The following is a 16,781-nucleotide window of genomic DNA, read 5'->3' on the forward strand; positions in this document are numbered from 1 at the left end:
TCCGCGGCGCCTCGCTACGAGGCGCCGGTGGCGCCGTGCCGCAGCACCAGCGCCGAGTTCGACCCCATGAGTCCCCGGCTCAGTACCAGCGCGGTGCGTACCTCGGCGGTACGCGCCTTGCCGGTCACGAGGTCGAGGTCGTGACAGATGTCGAAGACATTGGGGGTGGGCGGGATCAGGCCGTGCTCCATCGAGAGCACCGCGGCCGCGGTGTCCATCAGCGGCGCCGCGCAGTAGCCCCGGCCGATCCCCGTCTTCGGCGCGGTGACGGGCACCCGGGTGCCGTGGGCTCCGAGGACGTCGGCGATGGCCAGGGCCTCCGCGCGGTCCGCCTCCGGCACCCCGAGAGCGTCGGCGAAGACGACGTCGATCTCCTCGGGGGCGCAGCCGGCCTCCGCCAGGGCGCCCCGGACGGCCTGGGCGAGCCCCTCCCTGGACTCCTCCCAGCGGGAGGCTCCGGTGAAGGTCGCCGCGTGTCCGGCCACGTGGGCCCGCACGCGCGCCCCCCGCGCCCGGGCCGCGCCCTCCGCCTCCACCACGATCATCGCGCCGCCCTCCGCCGGCACGAAACCGCAGGCCCCGGACGTGAACGGGCGGTAGGCGCGGGTCGGTTCCTCGACCGTGCTGAGTTCCTGATAGCCGAGCTGGCAGACCACCGAGTACGGCGCGATCGGTGCCTCGGTCGCCCCCGCCACGATCACGTCGGTGCCGCGCAGCACGGCCCGTGCCGCGTGGGCGAGGGCGTCCAGACCGCCGGCCTCGTCGGCGGCGACGACGGAGCAGGGACCCTTGAAGCCACGGCGGATGGAGATCTGGCCGGTGCTGGCGGCATAGAACCAGGCGATGGACTGGTACGGGCCGACGTAACGGCTGCCCTTGCCCCACAACTGCTGGAGTTCGCGCTGTCCGAACTCACCGCCGCCGGAACCGGCCGCGGTGACCACGCCCACGGAGAACGGCGCGCCGTCGGTCTCGGGCCGGTGGAGCTGGGCGTCGTCCAGCGCGAGGTCGGCCGCGGCCATCGCGAAGTGCGTGAACCGGTCGGTCTGGACGAGGAAGCGCTCCTCGATCGCTGCCGACGGGTCGAAGTCGCGCACCTGGCCCGCCACCCGCAGCGGCAGATGTTCACAGCCGTCCCGGGTGACCCGGTCCAGGACGCTGATGCCCTCTCTGGTGGACTTCCAGAAGGTCTCGGTGCTGGCTCCGTTGGGCGCGACCACACCGATTCCCGTGACGGCCGCGCGCCGTGGTCGGGGTTCGCTCATCGTGTCTTCTCCCTCGGCCGGTTCATGACCACCGCGGACTGGAAGCCGCCGAATCCGCTGCCCACCGAGAGCACGCCCGCCAGCTTGCGCTCGCGGGCCACGCGCGGGACGTAGTCCAGGTCGCACTCGGGGTCGGGTGTCTCGTAGTTCGCGGTCGGCGGCACGACCTGGTGGGTGAGGGCCAGCACACAGGCGACGAGTTCGATCGCTCCGATGGCGCCCAGCGAGTGGCCGACCATCGACTTGATGGAACTCATGGGGGTGTCGTAGGCGTGCGGGCCCAGAACCCGTTTCACCGCGGCGGTCTCGTGACGGTCGTTCTGCTTGGTGCCCGACCCGTGCGCGTTGACGTAGTCGATCTCCGTGGGGTCGAGACGTGCGTGGTCGAGGGCGTCCTCGATGGCCCGGGCCATCTCAAGACCGTCGCTGGTCAGGCCGGTCATGTGGTAGGCGTTGCCGAACGTGGCGTATCCGCTCAGCTCGCAGTACACGTGGGCGCCGCGTGCCCTGGCATGCTCGAGCTCCTCCAGGACGAGCACGGCGCCGCCCTCGCCCATGACGAATCCGTCGCGGTCGGCGTCGAAGGGACGCGAGGCGTGCGCCGGGTCGTCGTTGTTCGGGGAGGTGGCCTTGATCGCGTCGAAGCACGCCATGGTGATCGGGGAGATCGGCGAGTCCGAGGCGCCGGCGATGCAGACGTCGGCCCGGCCCTCCGCCACGGTGTGGAAGGCGTACCCGACCGCGTCGAGCCCGGAGGTGCAGCCCGTGGAGACGGTCTGCACCGGGCCACGCGCCCCGAACCGCTCCGCCACGGTGGAGGCGAGTGTGCTGGGCGAGAAGGCCCGGTGCAGCTCCGGGCCCGCCTCCCGGTGGTCCACGTCCCAGCGCTGCCCCCCGTGGCTGACCAGGACGTAGTCCTTCTCGAGCCGGGTGGTGCCGCCGACCGCGGTGCCGAGCGAGACACCGACACGCCAGGGGTTCTCGGCGCCGAGGTCGAGACCGGAGTCCCGTACCGCTTCGTCCCCCGCGACCAGGGCGAACTGGATGTAGCGGTCGCCCCGTTCCACGTCCCGCACGTCCAGACCGTGGGCCGCGGGGTCGAAGTCGCACTCGGCGGCGATCCGGGAACGCAGACCGGCCGGGTCGAAGAACGTGATGGCCCGTGTCGCCGTGCGCCCGGCCGTCAGGAGGTCCCAGAACGCCGGTACGCCCGTACCACCGGGAGCGACGACGCCTATGCCGGTGACGGCCACTCGTCTCGTCATGACCGGACCTGGCGTCGCTCGGCCGCCTCGGCACCGACCACCGCGGACTCGGCGTCGGTCTCCTCGGTGTCGACGTGGCCCAGCGGCGGGCTGGGGGCCAGCGGACCCAGGTGGAAGACCATCCGGGCCTCCACCTTGCCGACGTTGCGGAAGCGGTGACGCACGTTGAGGGGGATGAGCAGCCCCTGCTCGGCCCGGAGCGGGTGCGGCTCACCGTCCAGGTCCACCTCCAGCTGCCCGCACACCACGTACACGAACTCCTCGGAGTACGGGTGGTAGTGCTCACCGATCCGGTCGCCGGGCTGGATGAGGGCCACGCCCATGAAACCACTGGTGGCGCCCACCGCGGTCGGAGTGAGCATGGCGCGCAGGTCGCCGCCACGCCGGGTGTTGGGCTCGGTCTCGTTGAGATCGATGATTCTGTGACGAGAAGTGATCACGACGTTCCTCCGATGATGTACTGCACCGGTGTGGGAGGGGCGGGGCACCGCCCCTCCCACGCGATGACGAATCAGGCGTCGGGCGACCGGCGGTCGGTGACGAGATCCATGCGCGCCAGTTCGAGGAAGCGCGCGAGACTGCCGTCCTTCGGCGCGGACGCGTTCGCCTCCGCGGCGTCGTCCACGAGCGTCGTCAGCTCGGCGACCTGCCCCGGGTCGGACAGACCCAGGACCTGGGCGGGGTCGGCGGTCTCGAGTCCGCCGCGCAGGTCGATCAGCCGTACGACGACGTCGTCGCGCTGGAAGATCGTGCTGCGCAGGACCGGGCTGCGCGCGTCGTCCGCGGCCGCCTCGTCCTGACGGGCCAGGAGTTCGGCCAGCTTCATGCCGCGGTCCGGCCGGGCCGGGTAGTACAGGGCGTACCGCTCGGCCTGCGCGTTCTGCCGTTCCGCCGTCACGTGGTGGACGGCCGGCAGTGCGGCCCTGGTGAAGAAGACCCGGGCGGACTCGGGGTCGTTGAGGTCCCGGTCCTGCTCCAGATGGGGGTTGATGGCCTCCTCGACCGCACGCACCTCGGGCTGCCTGGCGACGTGGCGCAGCGCGGCCAGCAGGTCGCCCCGCACCTCGACGGCCCGCACCACCCGGTTGCCGTGCATGAACAGCGAGGTGCGGCACAGCCGGGTGGTGTCGTCGACCCGCGGCTCGGGCGAGGCGTAGTCGGCGAGGATCTTGGCGACGATCTCCTCGCTGCCCGGCTTGACCGTGAACGTGAGCGCGTGCCGGATCACGCCGTCGCCGATCCTGGGTGCCGTCTGGAGCCGGCGCTGCGTCCGGTCGGCGCCTGTCGCCGGGCCACCGGTCTCGCGGACGACGTGGAAGCGCAGTGACCGGGTGTCGCGCACGCAGCTGTGCAGCGGCTCGACCATCCGTACGTGCTCCTCGCTGTTGACCCAGGCGAGGAACGGCGGGGCGCTCTCCCACTCGCTGGTGATGAGCCACTGCGAGGGGTTCTCGATCGACTGGCACAGCTGGTCGTTGACATGCCCGGGGACGGACGCGACCTGGTTGCACAGCTGTTCGTAGGCCTCGAGGAACTCCTGCTGGGCCCCGTCGTGGACGTCGACCAGGAGGACGACGCGAAGCGGGGAACCGTCGAACACGGACTGAGACACATGGTGCGACGCCTGTCGCGCCCGCGAACCTGCAACACGTTCGGACGTGGTGGTCATCCTGCGCACATCTCCTTCGCGGAGGGGGAAAGTGAACGTTGGCCGCGGTGAGGCGACGTCAGCGTTCCTCGATCCTGTGCCCGTCCCCGGGCATCGCGCGACTTGGATGAAGTAGGTGAGTGACTGGGCGGGTGGCGGTCGACCCGGATGAGTGAGGACGACCAGGACATCCGCATGGTCCTCAGCCTCCGGGCGCGGGCCCGCGCCCAGGCGACGCCCGCGTCTGCGCCGGCATCCCACCGGTCGCTTTGACGCCACAGCGGCGTCAAAGCGACCGTTCCGGTGATCGCACCGTTCGCGGACGGCCACGAGGCCGTAGGCGATCTGCCCGCAGTCGCCCGCGGTCCCAACACCGCGCGGGCGTGCGGACGGACGAGTGGAACCCGCGGTCTCAACACCGCGCGGGCGGACGGACGAGTGGAACCCGCGGGGGTTCAGACGACTGCCAGCCCCGTCCTCAGGACCCGGCGCAGCACCGCCTCGGCATCCGCCTCCGGGCCCTGCGACCGCCATACGACGAACCCGTCGGGCCGGACGAGTACGGCGCCCCCGGACACCGTGCCGTGGCGCTGGGCCCAGTCGGCGGCGTCCTCGGGCACCAGGTCGGCCCGGGCTCCGGTGCCCACCCGGTACGACGTGAGCGGGAGGGCCAGCCGGTCGGCGAGGCGGAGGGCGGCCTCGTGCCATTCGTTCGGCTCCACGGCGTCACTGAGCAGCACGAGGGACCGCTCGTAGAGGTCGAGCGTCGAGATCCGTTCGTCCCCGCGGCGCACCCACAGGTGAGGTGCCCTGCTGCCGGGTCCGCCGGTCAGGTCCAGGCTCTCGGGCACCACCGGGACCGTGGGATCGGCGTCGACGACTGCGCCCTGCGGATAGCGGTAGCCGAGGGCCACGTTGAGGATGCCTCGCTGAGGACCGCCGCCGCCCGCTCCGGGCGGCGGGGCGAATCCGGGATGGCTGTGTTCGGCCGATCGGGCGGCGGCCCGCGCGCTGGTGGCCTCGGCCACGGGACGGCGCTCGGCGTCGTAGGTGTCCAGCAGCTGCTCGCCCGCCCAGCCGTCGAGCACCGCGGCCAGCTTCCAGGCGAGGTTGTGCGCGTCCTGGATGCCGGTGTTGGATCCGAAGGCCCCGGTCGGGGACATCTCGTGAGCCGAGTCACCGGCCAGGAACACACGTCCCGCCCGGTAGCTGCGGGCGACCCGCTGAGCGGCGTGCCAGGGCGCCTTGCCGGTGATCTCCACGTCGAGGTCGGCGACCCCGACCGCCCGGCGGATGTGCTCGACGCACCGCTCGTCGGTGAAGTCCTCCAGGGTCTCCCCGTGTTCGGGGTGCCAGGGGGCGTGGAAGACCCAGTGCTCGCGGTTGTCCACCGGCAGCAGGGCGCCGTCGGCGTCCGGGCGGGTCAGGTAGCAGACGATGAAGTGACGGTCACCCACGACGTCCGCGAGCCGGCGGGAGCGGAAGGTCAGGCTGACGTTGTGGAACAGGTCCCCGGGTCCGCTCTGGGTGATACCGAGCTGCTCACGCACGGGACTGCGCGGGCCGTCCGCGGCGACGAGATAGTCCGCGCGGATGGTGGTGTGTTCACCCGTCTCACGGCTCTTGACCACCGCGGTGACACCGGTGGGGCCCTCGTCGAACGACATCAGCTCGGTGGCGAAGCGCAGATCGCCTCCGTGCCTGCGGGCGTGGTCGAGCAGGACCGGCTCGAGGTCGTTCTGGCTGCACAGGCACCAGGCGCTGGGGCTGAAGCGGGCCAGTCCGCCGCCCGGGTCGATGTCCCGGAAGAGCCACTCGCCCGCGTCACCGACCAGGGTGGGCGTCTGGAGGATGCCGTGGTTGTCGGCCAGGGTGGCGGCCGCCTCCTTGATCGCCTTCTCCACGCCCGCCACCCGGAACAGTTCCATCGTGCGGACGTTGTTGCCGCGGCCTCGCGGGTGGCGCGAAGTGCCCGCGTGGCGCTCCACCAGCACGTGTGGTACTCCCAGCCGTCCCAGGAACAACGAGGTCGCCAGGCCGACCAGAGAGCCGCCCACGATGAGGACCGGGACGCGGATGGTGCGGGGGTCCGTTTGTTCGGCTTGTTCGTTGAGCACTCTCGCCTCCAGCACGTCGATGCCGCCGACCCGGCCGGATACGGCGGAGATCCTCATGCATGCCCCATGGAGGTGACGGCGGCGCAGGCTTCACCCGCCTGCTTCGCGGCGCCGGGGACCGTCCAGCGCCGGTGGCTGCCGGGAAGACAGGCGGGCGGTTCAGTGCCAGACCTCGAGGACCGCGAAGGGGAGTCGCTCCGCGGTGGGCCGGGACGACGGCTCCTTCCAAGTGGCCAGGCGCCGCAGGCAGGTCGTGCCGGCACCGAAGCCCCAGCTCTTGGGGCAGGTACTCCCACACTGGACACCGGTGTGCAACACGAACAGGATCCCGCGCCGGTCTGCCGGTCCGGCACTCCTGGTCGGGCCCTTCACCCGCTCAGGGCCCGGATCGCGCAGCAACGGCTCAGTGAGCGAACACAGCTCATCCGAGACGGTCCAGGGCCGCGACTGTCCCTTCCCCGCGACGGACCGACCGGCAGACCAGGCTCAGCCGCAAGATCAACAGGTCTAGTCGGAGCCGGGAAGACGGCGCGCGTTCTTCTGTCGCTCCGGCGTTGTGCGAGCTCGGGGTCGAAGATCGATTCCGGCCGAGCCTTCGGAGTCCGTGGGAAGCTCGACCGGTAGTGCATGGGACCGGCCCCCGCCCTGCGTGGGCAGGGGCCGGCAGCCTCTAGAACTCGACGGCGGAACGGTCCGCGATCAGCACGGGAGAGTCGTACACGGGTACGTTCTTGAAGGTGTACCTGTCGCCCTGTTGTGACCAGTCCGAGGCGGGAATGTCGTAGACGGCACCCGTGCGTACATCCACGTAGACCGGATCCTTGAAGTTTCCGGCGGTGAACGTCAGGTCCGTCGCCGTGCGGGTGTTGCTTTCGCTGGGCCTGGCCGCTCCGGACCACACGCCGACGACCTGCCGACCGCCATTGCGCTTGGCGAAAGCTTGCACGGTCAGAGGCGTACTGGGTGAGGCACTCCAGTTGTAGTCAGGAATCGGCGTCACCGTGTTGTCGATGATCGAGGCAACGGTCTGGACCGCGTAGTAAGCGGGCTTCGCGTAGCGAATGCTCTTGTCGCTGTTGGTCTGCAGAAGACCCTTGCTGTTGATCTTCGAGGGGTAGTGAAGGTCCGAAATACTGAAGACGCTGCTGCTGATGCCACGTCCGAGATCGTTCAGAACTCGGCGTAGAACCCACTTCGTCTGGCTGAGTTCGGTCCAGTCCAGATCGCCGAGGGCGCCGAAGCTGCCGGGCCTGCTTGGTGCCCCGTTTTCACCCTGCCGCAGCACTGTCCCGGGATCGTACTGCTCGATCAGTGCCTTGACCCTCTCCACCTGCCCGTAGGTCCAGGCATCGTCGGGGTTGGGGTTGTACGGGTGGTAGCTGACACCATCCAGCAGGTCGGTCTTCTTCTGCTCCGAAAGGCGAACCAGGAAGTCCTTGACGTAGGCCACGTCTATACCGGCTTCAGCGGGCCCGTAGATGATGGACTTGGGTTGCTCTGCGCGGACGAGGTTGGCCGTGCGAATGAAGAAGTCGGTGTAGTCGTTCACCGGGATGCCGGCGAGATTGGGCTCGTTCCAGATCTCCCACTCGGTGACCTTGCCCTTGTAGCGCTTCACCGCGGCGCTCACCCAGGCATCCCACGCGGCCAGTGCTTCCTCTGAGTCGGGGATGTGACCGCCGAGCCCCGATCCGCCGCCGCCGGCGTAGAGGCCATTGCCGTACGACAACTGGACCCAGGGTTTGACTCCACGGCTGGCCGCATCATTGACGATCTTGTCGAGCCAGGTCCAGTCATAGACCCCCTTGGTCTTCTCCGTCCTTGCCCAACCCGCCTGCAGCCTGACGCGAGTGGCGCCAAGCTCGCCCAAGTAGGGAGCGAACGCCTGGTAGTTGGTGTAATCGCGGTCCAGTGTCTCCGCGCCGATGAGCAGTTTGGAGTCACCGACCTGCCGTGCTGTACGGGGAGCGACGGAACCGATGTGTGACCAGCCTTGAGGTGTGCCCTCGGTGACAGTGCGTACGTCATCCAGCCAAGCAGTGCCCGTGTCAGCGGTGGAGATGCCGGCCTGAAGGCCTTCCAGGGTGGTCGTCGTGGTCCGGAATGCCAGACGCGTCGCCTTCCGGGCGCCGTCGATGTACACGTCGGCGGTTGCGGTCGAGGGCTGAGCCACCACTCTGATGTCGTACCACCGGTCGGCCGCATAGGTCCCCAAGTCGACCCTGGTGCGGCCGTCGTACGTGTACAGGCGCCCGTTCGCGCCCATGGCCACGGTGACGCTGTGGCCGCCTGTGCTGTCGAGGTGTACGCCCACAGTCGCCGAGGGCTGGGCGGCGCGCAGCCGGAAACCCGCGATGACCGTCGACGGGGTGGTGCCGAAGGAGACGCTCGCCGTGACGGGAGCGTCGGTGGAGGTGTCTCGGAGACGCAGACTTCGGTCCACCGTGTTGGGGACCTCTTCCACCGTGGCAGCCCCCCCGGCAGTCGTCACAGACCACCCGGAAGGAACGGCGCCCGGCGAGGTGGCCTCAAAGTCGCCCGTGACATCGGAGGCGACCGCGGTTGAGGACGCGGCGGAAGTGATCAAGCCGCCGACCAGTGCGCTGGCGGCCAGGAGCGTGAGGGCTCTCCTGGGTGCAGGGGAGGAGGTGGTCACGTTGTTGCCTTCCTTCTGGGGTCAGCCGCAGACCAGTGGCCCTGGAGCCGGCACGCGGCGGTCCGGTGGGTCGTGTCGGGGAAGAGCGGGGCGGTGCAGTACGCCTTGTCGTCGCTGCTACCCGTGCGGGCACCGCGGCCGGAGATGGAGTACTCGCCCTTCAAGGCGCGCCTACTTCACTGCGAGGTTCAGCGGCATCACTGCTGGAGGCCTTGTGATGCCCGCTGCCCGGTGGGGACTGCTGGACTCGAGTTGGCAGGGGAGACAGCCACGGCCAGGAGGGGTGACGCGCGAAAGGGCAACGACTGGACTCGACGTGGCATGGCGGCATGCTGGTATATCAGGATGCCACGAAACAACCCTCTGGCGTCATGTACTTGAATTCGTGAGGCGCTGCAGCCGTAGCAATGGGCCACGTACGATGCCAAAAAGGGTGCCAGCAGCTGTCCGGCGGAGCGCATGTCATGCCTCAGAGCCGACCTCGCGTGGTAGCCGCAGGCGGCCCGACTCATTGATCAGGTCTGCGAGTTGAGTGAGCATCAGAAGGCGCGGACTGCTTGTCGGCTTCGTGGCGGAACGGGCTGTCTACACACTTTGAGGACACGTGGGCGCTCCGTTCAGCAGCGGCAGCAACGTGGTGACGTCGTTGCGAATGCCGCCGGTCGGCGACAGGGCAGATGCTCTGCCCGTGGGTGAAGACGTGGTGTTCTGCTGTCCGGACGTGCGCGGTCGACCGGGCCGGGCCGGCTTTGTGGCCGCGCCGGGGGCCCGCACACGGGAGGAGTTGATCACCGCAGGTCCAGTGCTGACCGGGATCATTTCCCGGCCACGGTGTGAGGGCGACCATGGCCGGAGTCGGTAGGCGCACGCTCGCACAACGATGTGATGGACAGTCAGAAGACTTACTCACTGTCCCCTCTTGTCGTCGCGGACCGCTTCTGCAACTGTCACCCGCGTAACTTGCGGTGCACAGACGGGACCTGGTCGGAGAGATCGGCGTATGTAGTTTCTCCTTCAGTGCACTACTCGACCCGGACTCCGGCGAACGCCACCGTGCGTACAGCTAGATGAGCCCGACCGGCTGTCCTGCCGAGTCGAGGGGTGCGCTGGTCCTGTCGCGATCGCAACCACCACGCCTGACCTTTGTTGTCGAGGCTGGACCTTTGGCCAAGCCCTGTGGGGTAGCCAAGGTGCATTCCCAAATGAGAAAGGCATCCATGAACCACCGCCGCATGCGCGCCCTGAAGTTGCCTCTGGCCGTCACTGCCGCTTTATTGCCGGCCGGTCTCCTGGCGGGCGCGGGCACGGCAACCGCCGCCGTCCATACGTATTACGTGAGTCCGTCCGGTTCGGACGGCAACTCGGGTACATCCGCTGGAAGGCCTTTCCGGACCCTGCAGAAGGCTGCGGACCTGACGCGACCGGGTGACACCGTTCTCCTCATGAGCGGCACCTTCCGCGAGGCTGCGCGGGGGCACGACGTAGTGAACATCACCCGCTCGGGCAGCCCAGGGAAGCCCGTCACTTACCGCGCAGCTCCCGGACAGAAGCCGATTATCAACCCGGTCCGCGCTTGGAATGGCATCAATATCTCAGGTGCCTCCTACATCACGGTGACCGGCCTCGAGATCAAGGGCAACAGTGCCAATCTTTCCCTGGCGGACGCGGAACGGCGTTCGAAGCCGAAGGAACCGGACTTCAACACCAACTGCCTGAACGCATCGAAGAACACGAAAACGGGAGCGGCGCCCCATCACATCACCATCACCGGGAACCACGTGCATCACTGCCCCGGGGCCGGCATCTCCGCGATCGATGCCGATCACGTGGTGATCGACCGCAACCAGGTGCACTCCAACTCCTGGTACACGGTTTATGCCACCAGTGGCATATCCATCCTGAGGGCGCTGGACTCAGACCGAGGCGACGGCAAGCAGTACAAGATCCGCATCACCGGGAACGTCTCCTACGACAATGAGACGAAGGTGAAGTGGGAATCATGCAACTGCTACTCCGACGGCAACGGCATCATCATCGACACCCTGAAGGGCAAGCCTGCGGGTACCGGCCCTGACTATCAGGGGCGCGTCCTGGTCGCCAACAATGTCTCGTTCAACAACGGCGGCTCCGGAATTCACTCCTTCAAGAGCCAGCATGTTGACATTGTCAACAACACGGCCTACAAGAACTCGCGCAGCACTCGCATGGCGGGCTACGCCGGAATCTACGCCGTCGACAGTCGAGACGTACGGCTTCTGAACAATGTCTCCTACGGGCGCCCCGGCGGACCCACCAACTCCAAGCACAAGAACGTCGACGTCACTTACGACTACAACCTGTACTTCAACGGCAAGAAGCCTGAGGTGCGGGGTCCTCACGACATTGCCGCAAATCCGAAGTTCGAGAAGGAAAGCACGGACCCGGCGTCTGCGGACTTCCGTCTCAAGAAGGGCTCGCCTGCAGCCGGCACCGGTACGCCCTTCCCGCAGGCCGCTACTGACTTCGCCGGAGTCCGCCGGTCGGACACCAGGCCTGACCGGGGTGCTCTGGCTCTCGCCGGCACGGCGTCGACTGATGAGACGGGACTTTCGGACGGCAGTACATCCGAAGCCCCCGCGGACAGGCCCATGACTGAGCCGGCACCGGTGCAGGAAAATGGTACGGGCAAGGAACAGGGCAGCGCCCGCGCTGAGGCGCAGGGCAAGGCCAGGGGAGAGGTGAAGAGCGATGACTCCGGAGACCTGGCGGAGACCGGCGCAGACCTCGCGCCGGCGGCAGCAGGCGTCCTCGTCCTCCTCGGCGGTGCCGCCCTCGTCTTCTTCACGCGGCGACGCAAGAATCCCCGCCACTCGAATCGGTAGGACTACTGACAGCAGCGACATCGCTCCCGGCGTGGCACGCGGCATCAAGAGCTGACTGCATCCACCGAGTTACGGTCCCAGTGCTACGCCGGGCTCACGGTGCATGATCCGTGAAACGGCCCCACTCGTCTGGTCCAGCTGAGGCTGGACCAGACGTTTCCGTACCGACCTCCGCCGAGGGCTTGAAGGTGGCCCCTGCCGGCCGAAGTCCTTCAGGCTCTGCTGTCGGCGGGGCAGCGTCATCCCGGTGCGGAGCGAGTAGTTACTGGCACACGCAACGGCGGCAGGCACCCTGCGCCGACAATGCAGGTCCGCCACGCGGCACGGACGGGTGGGCGAGTATCCGCCGGGACGGGGCCCGCCGGTCTGCGGTGCTCTACTCGTCGGTCTGCTGTTCAGGACGTATCCGGGTGCAGTAGTCGACGCTCACTCCGGCGAGCTGCGCGATCTCCTCGCGGCGCAGGCCCGCGACCCGGCGCCGGCCTCCGAAATCCGGCAGGGCAACGTCTTCGAGGTGTGAGAGGGAGCGGCGGGCGCGGAGGAACTCGCCCAGCTTGCCGGCTGCGCTCACGCGACGACTGTGGCCGGTCGTGATGGGTGGCTGCCCTGACGGGGCCAGGGCAGCCACCCACTGTCAGGAGGCGGGGATGGCGGTCACCAGGCCTCCGTCGACGGCGATGTCCTGGGCGGTGATGTAGGACGACCGTGGGGAGAGGAGGAAGGCCACGGTCTCGGCGATGTCCTCGGCCTGGCCGAGCCGCCTCAGCGGCACCTGGGCGCGGATGGCATCGTGCGAGGCAGGGTCCGGGTTGGCGGCGTCGAACATCTCGGTGACGATGTAGCCCGGGCTGACCGAGTTGACCCGGATGCCGCGCCCGGCGAGATCACTGGCCAGAGTGCGGGCCAGATTGTGGACGGCGGCCTTCGTGGCCGCGTACACCGGTGCGACTGCCAGGCCTCGGTGCAGGGTCCAGGAGGCATTGATCACGATGGAACCGCCACCTGCCACGTCGAGCAGCGGCAGCACCTTCTGGACCGTGAAGAACACCCCCTTGAAGTTGACGTCGACGCTGAGATCGAAGTCCTGCTCAGTGACCTCGCCACTGCGCTGGAACACGCCGACCCCGGCATTGGCGAACACCCCGTCCAGACGTCCGTGGCGTTCACGGATCAGGGCAGCCAAGCGGTCGAGATCGGTGAGGTTGGCGGAGTCGGCCCGGACTGTGAACAGACGGGCGCCCTGGTCGGACGCCTTGTGCAATTGTTCGGCTGCGCGGTCGAGGCGGGTATCGTCGCGGCCGGTGATGACGATATGGGCGCCGGCTTCCAGGAGCAGACGCGAGGTTGCCAGGCCCATCCCGCTGGTTCCGCCGGTGATCAGGACGACACGGTCGTGGAAACCCGTCACATTACTGTTGCTGTCGGTCATGACCACAGCTTCGCCGCGGGCCTTCGGGCCAGCCAGGGCCAGATGAACATGGGTCTCCCGGAGCCCCCTTACGCAGGCAGCCGAGACAGCCTCCACCACACCGCCCTGGACGTCCGACGCCTCGACGCGCACGACCCGTCTCCACGGCAACCCCGAAGGACTTCCGGAGCCAACCACTGCGGGGACCCCGTCCCTCCGCCGCTGCTCGTCTGCGAAGCTGTACAAAACGGTCTCCTCTGCTTTCGCCGAGTGAGAAAAGTGGTCCGTGTAGGTTGCACCTGGCGTCGCGGTATACCACGATCCCAGTATGTCGAACATGGATGCCACCCCGCGGGTCCCGGGCAGCCCCCCAGCCTCTGTCGTTCTCCCACCCCTGCGTCAGCCCGCATCCAGGACGGACCGGGTGCGCGACGCTCTGCGCCAAGCCATCCTTGAAGGCGCCCTCCAGCCTGGTCGTCCGCTGGTGGAGCGGGAGATCGCCGAGTTGTACGGGGTGTCGAAGACACCGGTGAGGGAAGCACTCAAGCAGTTGCAGTCATCCGGACTGGTAGTGATCAACGCCTACCAGGGTGTCAGTGTGCGCTCGCCGGACGACCTGCTCGTTCACGAGCTCTACACCGCACGCGCCACCACCGAACCGGCAGCTGTTCGCATGACGGCTGAGCGTCTGGGAGCCACTCGCCACGACGGCGCCCGTAAAGCGTTCGCGGACGCCGCGGCGCTTGTCGGTGCAGGCGAGACGCAAGGGCTCGGAGCGGCAAACCGCCGCTTCCACCGTGAGCTCTACACAGCTTGCGGTAACACGTTCCTGTGCAACTTCCTGGATCAGCTCCAGGACCTGACCGCATTTGTGGCAGGGCTGGGCTGGCGCTTGCGCGCAACGTTCGAGCAGGAAGCCTCCGAGCACGCAGCCATCCTGGAGGCGGTCGAGCAGGGAGACGCGGAGTTGGCTGAGCGACTGACTCGCCAGCACATCCGCAAGGCGGAAAACACGCTGGCGGGGGCTCTGACCGAAGGAACGTGATCATGATCCTGGAGCCGGGAACGCTGGTGTGGCCACCGCGAGGCGGCCACACCAGCGCGGTGACGGGCGCACTCACTCACGCAGCAGGAGGAAGTCCGCGATGTGAATGGCCCGCACAGCGGAGTGGCGGCGGCGAAGTCCCGTCTGCAACTGCCTGAGACATCCTGGATTGACCGCCACGACGTAGTCCACCTCTGCTGCGGCGATCTCATCGAGCTTGGCGTCCAGAATGGTCCGCGAATCCTTGGGCCTCAGCAGGGCATAAGTCCCTGCGGCACCGCAGCAAGTACCGGCAGACGGCAGCTCCACGTAATCAGCTACCTGCGAAAGCAGAGCTCTCGGCTCGGCGACAATGCCCAGCCCGTTTCGCAGGTGACACGAGTCCTGGAGGGCTACTCGAGCGCGCCGGCCTTCGAGGCGGACCTCTCCCGTGACCGCCTGCGGCGCAAGGTAGGAAGACAGCTCACGTACCCGTTCACGCCCGAGGACCGATGCGATGTGCGCAGCGCATCCACCGGACGTGGTCACGATCGTCCCAGTCAGATCCTGCCCCAGTTGCTTCGCCATGCGCTCGCCGGCTGCAAGATCACCGTTGTGTGCGTGCAGGGCCCCGCAGCAGCCTTGTCGAGCAGGCACCGACAACCCGCGGACCAGCGACCGCGCGGCGCGGCTGACACGCGGGAACAATATCCGCTCATAGCAGCCCAGCATCAGGGAATCCTGGTTGCCCTGGCCGTCGTGGGCAGCAGGTCGTCGGTCCCGTGCTGCCCCGCGAACCATTCCCAAGAGGCGTATGAGGCCGCGACGGGCGGCGATGAAACTCAGCACGGCCGCCAGCCAAGGGCGCTGGGTACCTTGCCATTGGTGATCCCGCCACTGTTCCAACAGGCTCCCGTACTCCACCCCGGCCGGACAGACGGGTTCGCAGGCGCGGCAACCGAGGCAGAACGAGGCCTGCTCTCTCAGAACGGGGTCGTTGGGGGAGAGTTCGCCGTCCTGGAGCGATCGCATGAGTGTGATCCGCCCGCGCGGTGACGAGGCTTCGTCGCCTGTCCGGGCATAGGTGGGGCAGGCCGGCAGACAGAACCCGCAGGAGATGCATCGCGAGAGTTGGTCCGCATTGAAGATCGGGTCCTTCATGAACCAAGCTTTCCGGGGTTGAGGATGCCGGCAGGATCAAAGGCTGTCTTGAGGCGGCGCAGGAGTGACATCTGGGCTTGACCGAGCTGCTGAGCCAAGTACGGCAGTTTGGCCGCGCCGACTCCGTGCTCGCCGGTGATGGTTCCATCCAGTTCCATGGCCGCAGAAAAGATGTCCTTGAATGCGAACTCCGCCCGCTGTACGGCTTCGGTGTCATCTGGTGAGTCGAGTACGCATGTGGGATGGAGGTTGCCGTCACCGGCGTGACCGAATGTCGCGATGGGGATGCTGTAACGGTCGGCGATCTCGCTGATCCGCTCGACCATTTCGGCAATGCGAGGCCGGGGGACGGTGGCGTCCTCAAGGATCGTCAGACCACCGAGCCGAGAGAGGGCGGGCAAGGTGCACCGACGAGCCGCCAGAAGTGCTTCCGCTTCCGTGACCTGCGCCGCGGTCGTGACCTCCAGTGCTCCGGCGACGACGCATGCGTCACTCATGCGAGCCAACGCCCCTTGCGTTGCCTCCGGCTCCCCGTCATCCCCGAAGAGCAGCAGAGCCCCGGCATCGGTCCGAAGCCCCAAGTGCGCGAAGTCCTCGACGGCGTTGATACACCAGCGATCGAGAAACTCGAGGGTCGCGGGCAGTAGACCACCGGCGATGATGGAAGTGACGGCCCGTCCTGCATCTGCCAGAGTGGGAAAGTACGCCACACCTGTGCCGCTGGCCTCCGGTGCTGGACGCAGAGCCACCGTTGCCTCGGTGATGACAGCCAGGGTTCCTTCGGATCCGGTCAACAGGCGTGTGAGGTCATAGCCGGCGACGTCCTTGTTCAGTCTGCCGCCCGTGCGGATGACCTCACCGGTGGGCAGAACGGCTTCGAGCCCCAGTACGTAGTTGCGCGTCACGCCGTACTTCAGGCCTCGAAGCCCTCCAGCGCAGGTCGCGATGGTGCCGCCCACGGTGGCCACGGTGCGGCTGCCAGGGTCCGGCGCCCACAGCAAGTCTTCCGCGGAAGCGGCGGAAGCCAGAGCGGCACTGGTCACTCCGGGCTGCACCCGGGCCAGGAGTTCGGGCGGACTGAGTTCGAGAATCCGGTTGAGCCGAGTGAGAGCCAGGACGATGCCGCCCTGCAGCGCTACGGTGCCCGCGCACAGATTCGACCCGGCTCCTCGAGGAACTACAGGAACTGTGCGTCGCGTGGCCAGCCGAAGCACCGCAGCAACTTCTTCGGTGCTGCTGGGGAAGACCACAGCATCCGGGCGTCTGAAGAACAAGGGAGTGGCGTCACGGCCGTAGGGCGTCAGTTCACCCTCGGAGTCCCGAACGTTGTCGGAGCCGACGATAGACCGCAGCTGTTGGTGGAGTGCAGCATCCAT

11 protein-coding genes and 1 pseudogene are annotated in these 16,781 nt (G+C 67.9%); 2 read left to right on the forward strand and 10 right to left on the reverse strand.

Annotated features, from left to right (window positions below; translation table 11 throughout):
• Window positions 1-14: 14 nt before the first annotated feature.
• The 6 genes from AC0ZLC_RS05085 to AC0ZLC_RS05110 all read right to left on the reverse strand — a co-directional run bounded on the left by AC0ZLC_RS05085 (window position 15) and on the right by AC0ZLC_RS05110 (window position 8,951).
• Window positions 15-1,265, reverse strand: coding sequence for a beta-ketoacyl synthase N-terminal-like domain-containing protein (locus AC0ZLC_RS05085; RefSeq protein ID WP_476750641.1), 1,251 nt, complete (start codon window positions 1,263-1,265; stop codon window positions 15-17).
• On the reverse strand, window positions 1,262-2,530 hold the full coding sequence (locus tag AC0ZLC_RS05090; RefSeq protein ID WP_476750642.1) for a beta-ketoacyl-[acyl-carrier-protein] synthase family protein: 1,269 nt from the start codon (window positions 2,528-2,530) through the stop codon (window positions 1,262-1,264). Before AC0ZLC_RS05090 ends, AC0ZLC_RS05085 begins: the two co-directional genes overlap by 4 nt.
• The gene (locus AC0ZLC_RS05095) at window positions 2,527-2,970 is read right to left on the reverse strand and encodes a cupin domain-containing protein (RefSeq protein ID WP_476750643.1); all 444 of its coding nucleotides are present in this window, start codon (window positions 2,968-2,970) and stop codon (window positions 2,527-2,529) included. The genes AC0ZLC_RS05090 and AC0ZLC_RS05095 overlap by 4 nt, the downstream gene beginning before the upstream one ends.
• A 71-nt stretch (window positions 2,971-3,041) precedes the next feature.
• Entirely contained in the window at window positions 3,042-4,199 is a 1,158-nt protein-coding gene (locus AC0ZLC_RS05100; RefSeq protein WP_476750644.1) for a SchA/CurD-like domain-containing protein, read from the reverse strand.
• Between the two features lie 434 nt (window positions 4,200-4,633).
• On the reverse strand, window positions 4,634-6,352 hold the full coding sequence (locus AC0ZLC_RS05105) for an FAD-dependent oxidoreductase (RefSeq protein WP_476750645.1): 1,719 nt from the start codon (window positions 6,350-6,352) through the stop codon (window positions 4,634-4,636).
• Window positions 6,353-6,965: 613 nt separating this feature from the next.
• Window positions 6,966-8,951 (reverse strand): GH39 family glycosyl hydrolase, encoded by a 1,986-nt coding sequence (locus AC0ZLC_RS05110; RefSeq protein ID WP_476750646.1) that lies wholly within the window; start codon window positions 8,949-8,951, stop codon window positions 6,966-6,968.
• A 1,202-nt stretch (window positions 8,952-10,153) separates the two neighbouring features.
• On the opposite strand from AC0ZLC_RS05110, the gene AC0ZLC_RS05115 reads away from it, so the two are divergent.
• Entirely contained in the window at window positions 10,154-11,812 is a 1,659-nt protein-coding gene (locus AC0ZLC_RS05115; RefSeq protein ID WP_476750647.1) for a right-handed parallel beta-helix repeat-containing protein, read from the forward strand.
• A gap of 403 nt (window positions 11,813-12,215) precedes the next feature.
• Here AC0ZLC_RS05115 and AC0ZLC_RS05120 read toward each other — a convergent pair.
• Window positions 12,216-12,383, reverse strand: a pseudogene (locus tag AC0ZLC_RS05120) (transcriptional regulator); the annotation flags it as partial.
• A gap of 63 nt (window positions 12,384-12,446) precedes the next feature.
• Entirely contained in the window at window positions 12,447-13,241 is a 795-nt protein-coding gene (locus tag AC0ZLC_RS05125; protein WP_476750648.1) for an SDR family NAD(P)-dependent oxidoreductase, read from the reverse strand.
• A gap of 403 nt (window positions 13,242-13,644) precedes the next feature.
• Here AC0ZLC_RS05125 and AC0ZLC_RS05130 point away from each other — a divergent pair, with 403 nt between their 5' ends.
• Window positions 13,645-14,265 (forward strand): GntR family transcriptional regulator, encoded by a 621-nt coding sequence (locus AC0ZLC_RS05130; protein ID WP_476750649.1) that lies wholly within the window; start codon window positions 13,645-13,647, stop codon window positions 14,263-14,265.
• 72 nt (window positions 14,266-14,337) lie between these two features.
• Here the strand turns inward: AC0ZLC_RS05130 and AC0ZLC_RS05135 are convergent, their stop codons facing one another.
• Window positions 14,338-15,405 (reverse strand): (Fe-S)-binding protein, encoded by a 1,068-nt coding sequence (locus tag AC0ZLC_RS05135; protein ID WP_476750650.1) that lies wholly within the window; start codon window positions 15,403-15,405, stop codon window positions 14,338-14,340.
• Window positions 15,402-16,781, reverse strand: a complete 1,380-nt coding sequence (locus tag AC0ZLC_RS05140; RefSeq protein WP_476750651.1) for an FAD-binding oxidoreductase — start codon at window positions 16,779-16,781, stop codon at window positions 15,402-15,404. Before AC0ZLC_RS05140 ends, AC0ZLC_RS05135 begins: the two co-directional genes overlap by 4 nt.

It is taken from the genome of Streptomyces sp. GLSS-08 (assembly GCF_056387915.1).

Coding starts and splice junctions, on each gene's coding strand:
- AC0ZLC_RS05135 (WP_476750650.1), bottom strand. CDS start 15,405: ATGAAGGACCCGATCTTCAATGCGGACCAACTCTCGCGATGCATCTCC.
- AC0ZLC_RS05140 (WP_476750651.1), bottom strand. CDS start 16,781: ATGGATGCTGCACTCCACCAACAGCTGCGGTCTATCGTCGGCTCCGAC.
- AC0ZLC_RS05105 (WP_476750645.1), bottom strand. CDS start 6,352: ATGAGGATCTCCGCCGTATCCGGCCGGGTCGGCGGCATCGACGTGCTG.
- AC0ZLC_RS05115 (WP_476750647.1), top strand. CDS start 10,154: ATGAGAAAGGCATCCATGAACCACCGCCGCATGCGCGCCCTGAAGTTG.
- AC0ZLC_RS05085 (WP_476750641.1), bottom strand. CDS start 1,265: ATGAGCGAACCCCGACCACGGCGCGCGGCCGTCACGGGAATCGGTGTG.
- AC0ZLC_RS05090 (WP_476750642.1), bottom strand. CDS start 2,530: ATGACGAGACGAGTGGCCGTCACCGGCATAGGCGTCGTCGCTCCCGGT.
- AC0ZLC_RS05125 (WP_476750648.1), bottom strand. CDS start 13,241: ATGACCGACAGCAACAGTAATGTGACGGGTTTCCACGACCGTGTCGTC.
- AC0ZLC_RS05100 (WP_476750644.1), bottom strand. CDS start 4,199: ATGACCACCACGTCCGAACGTGTTGCAGGTTCGCGGGCGCGACAGGCG.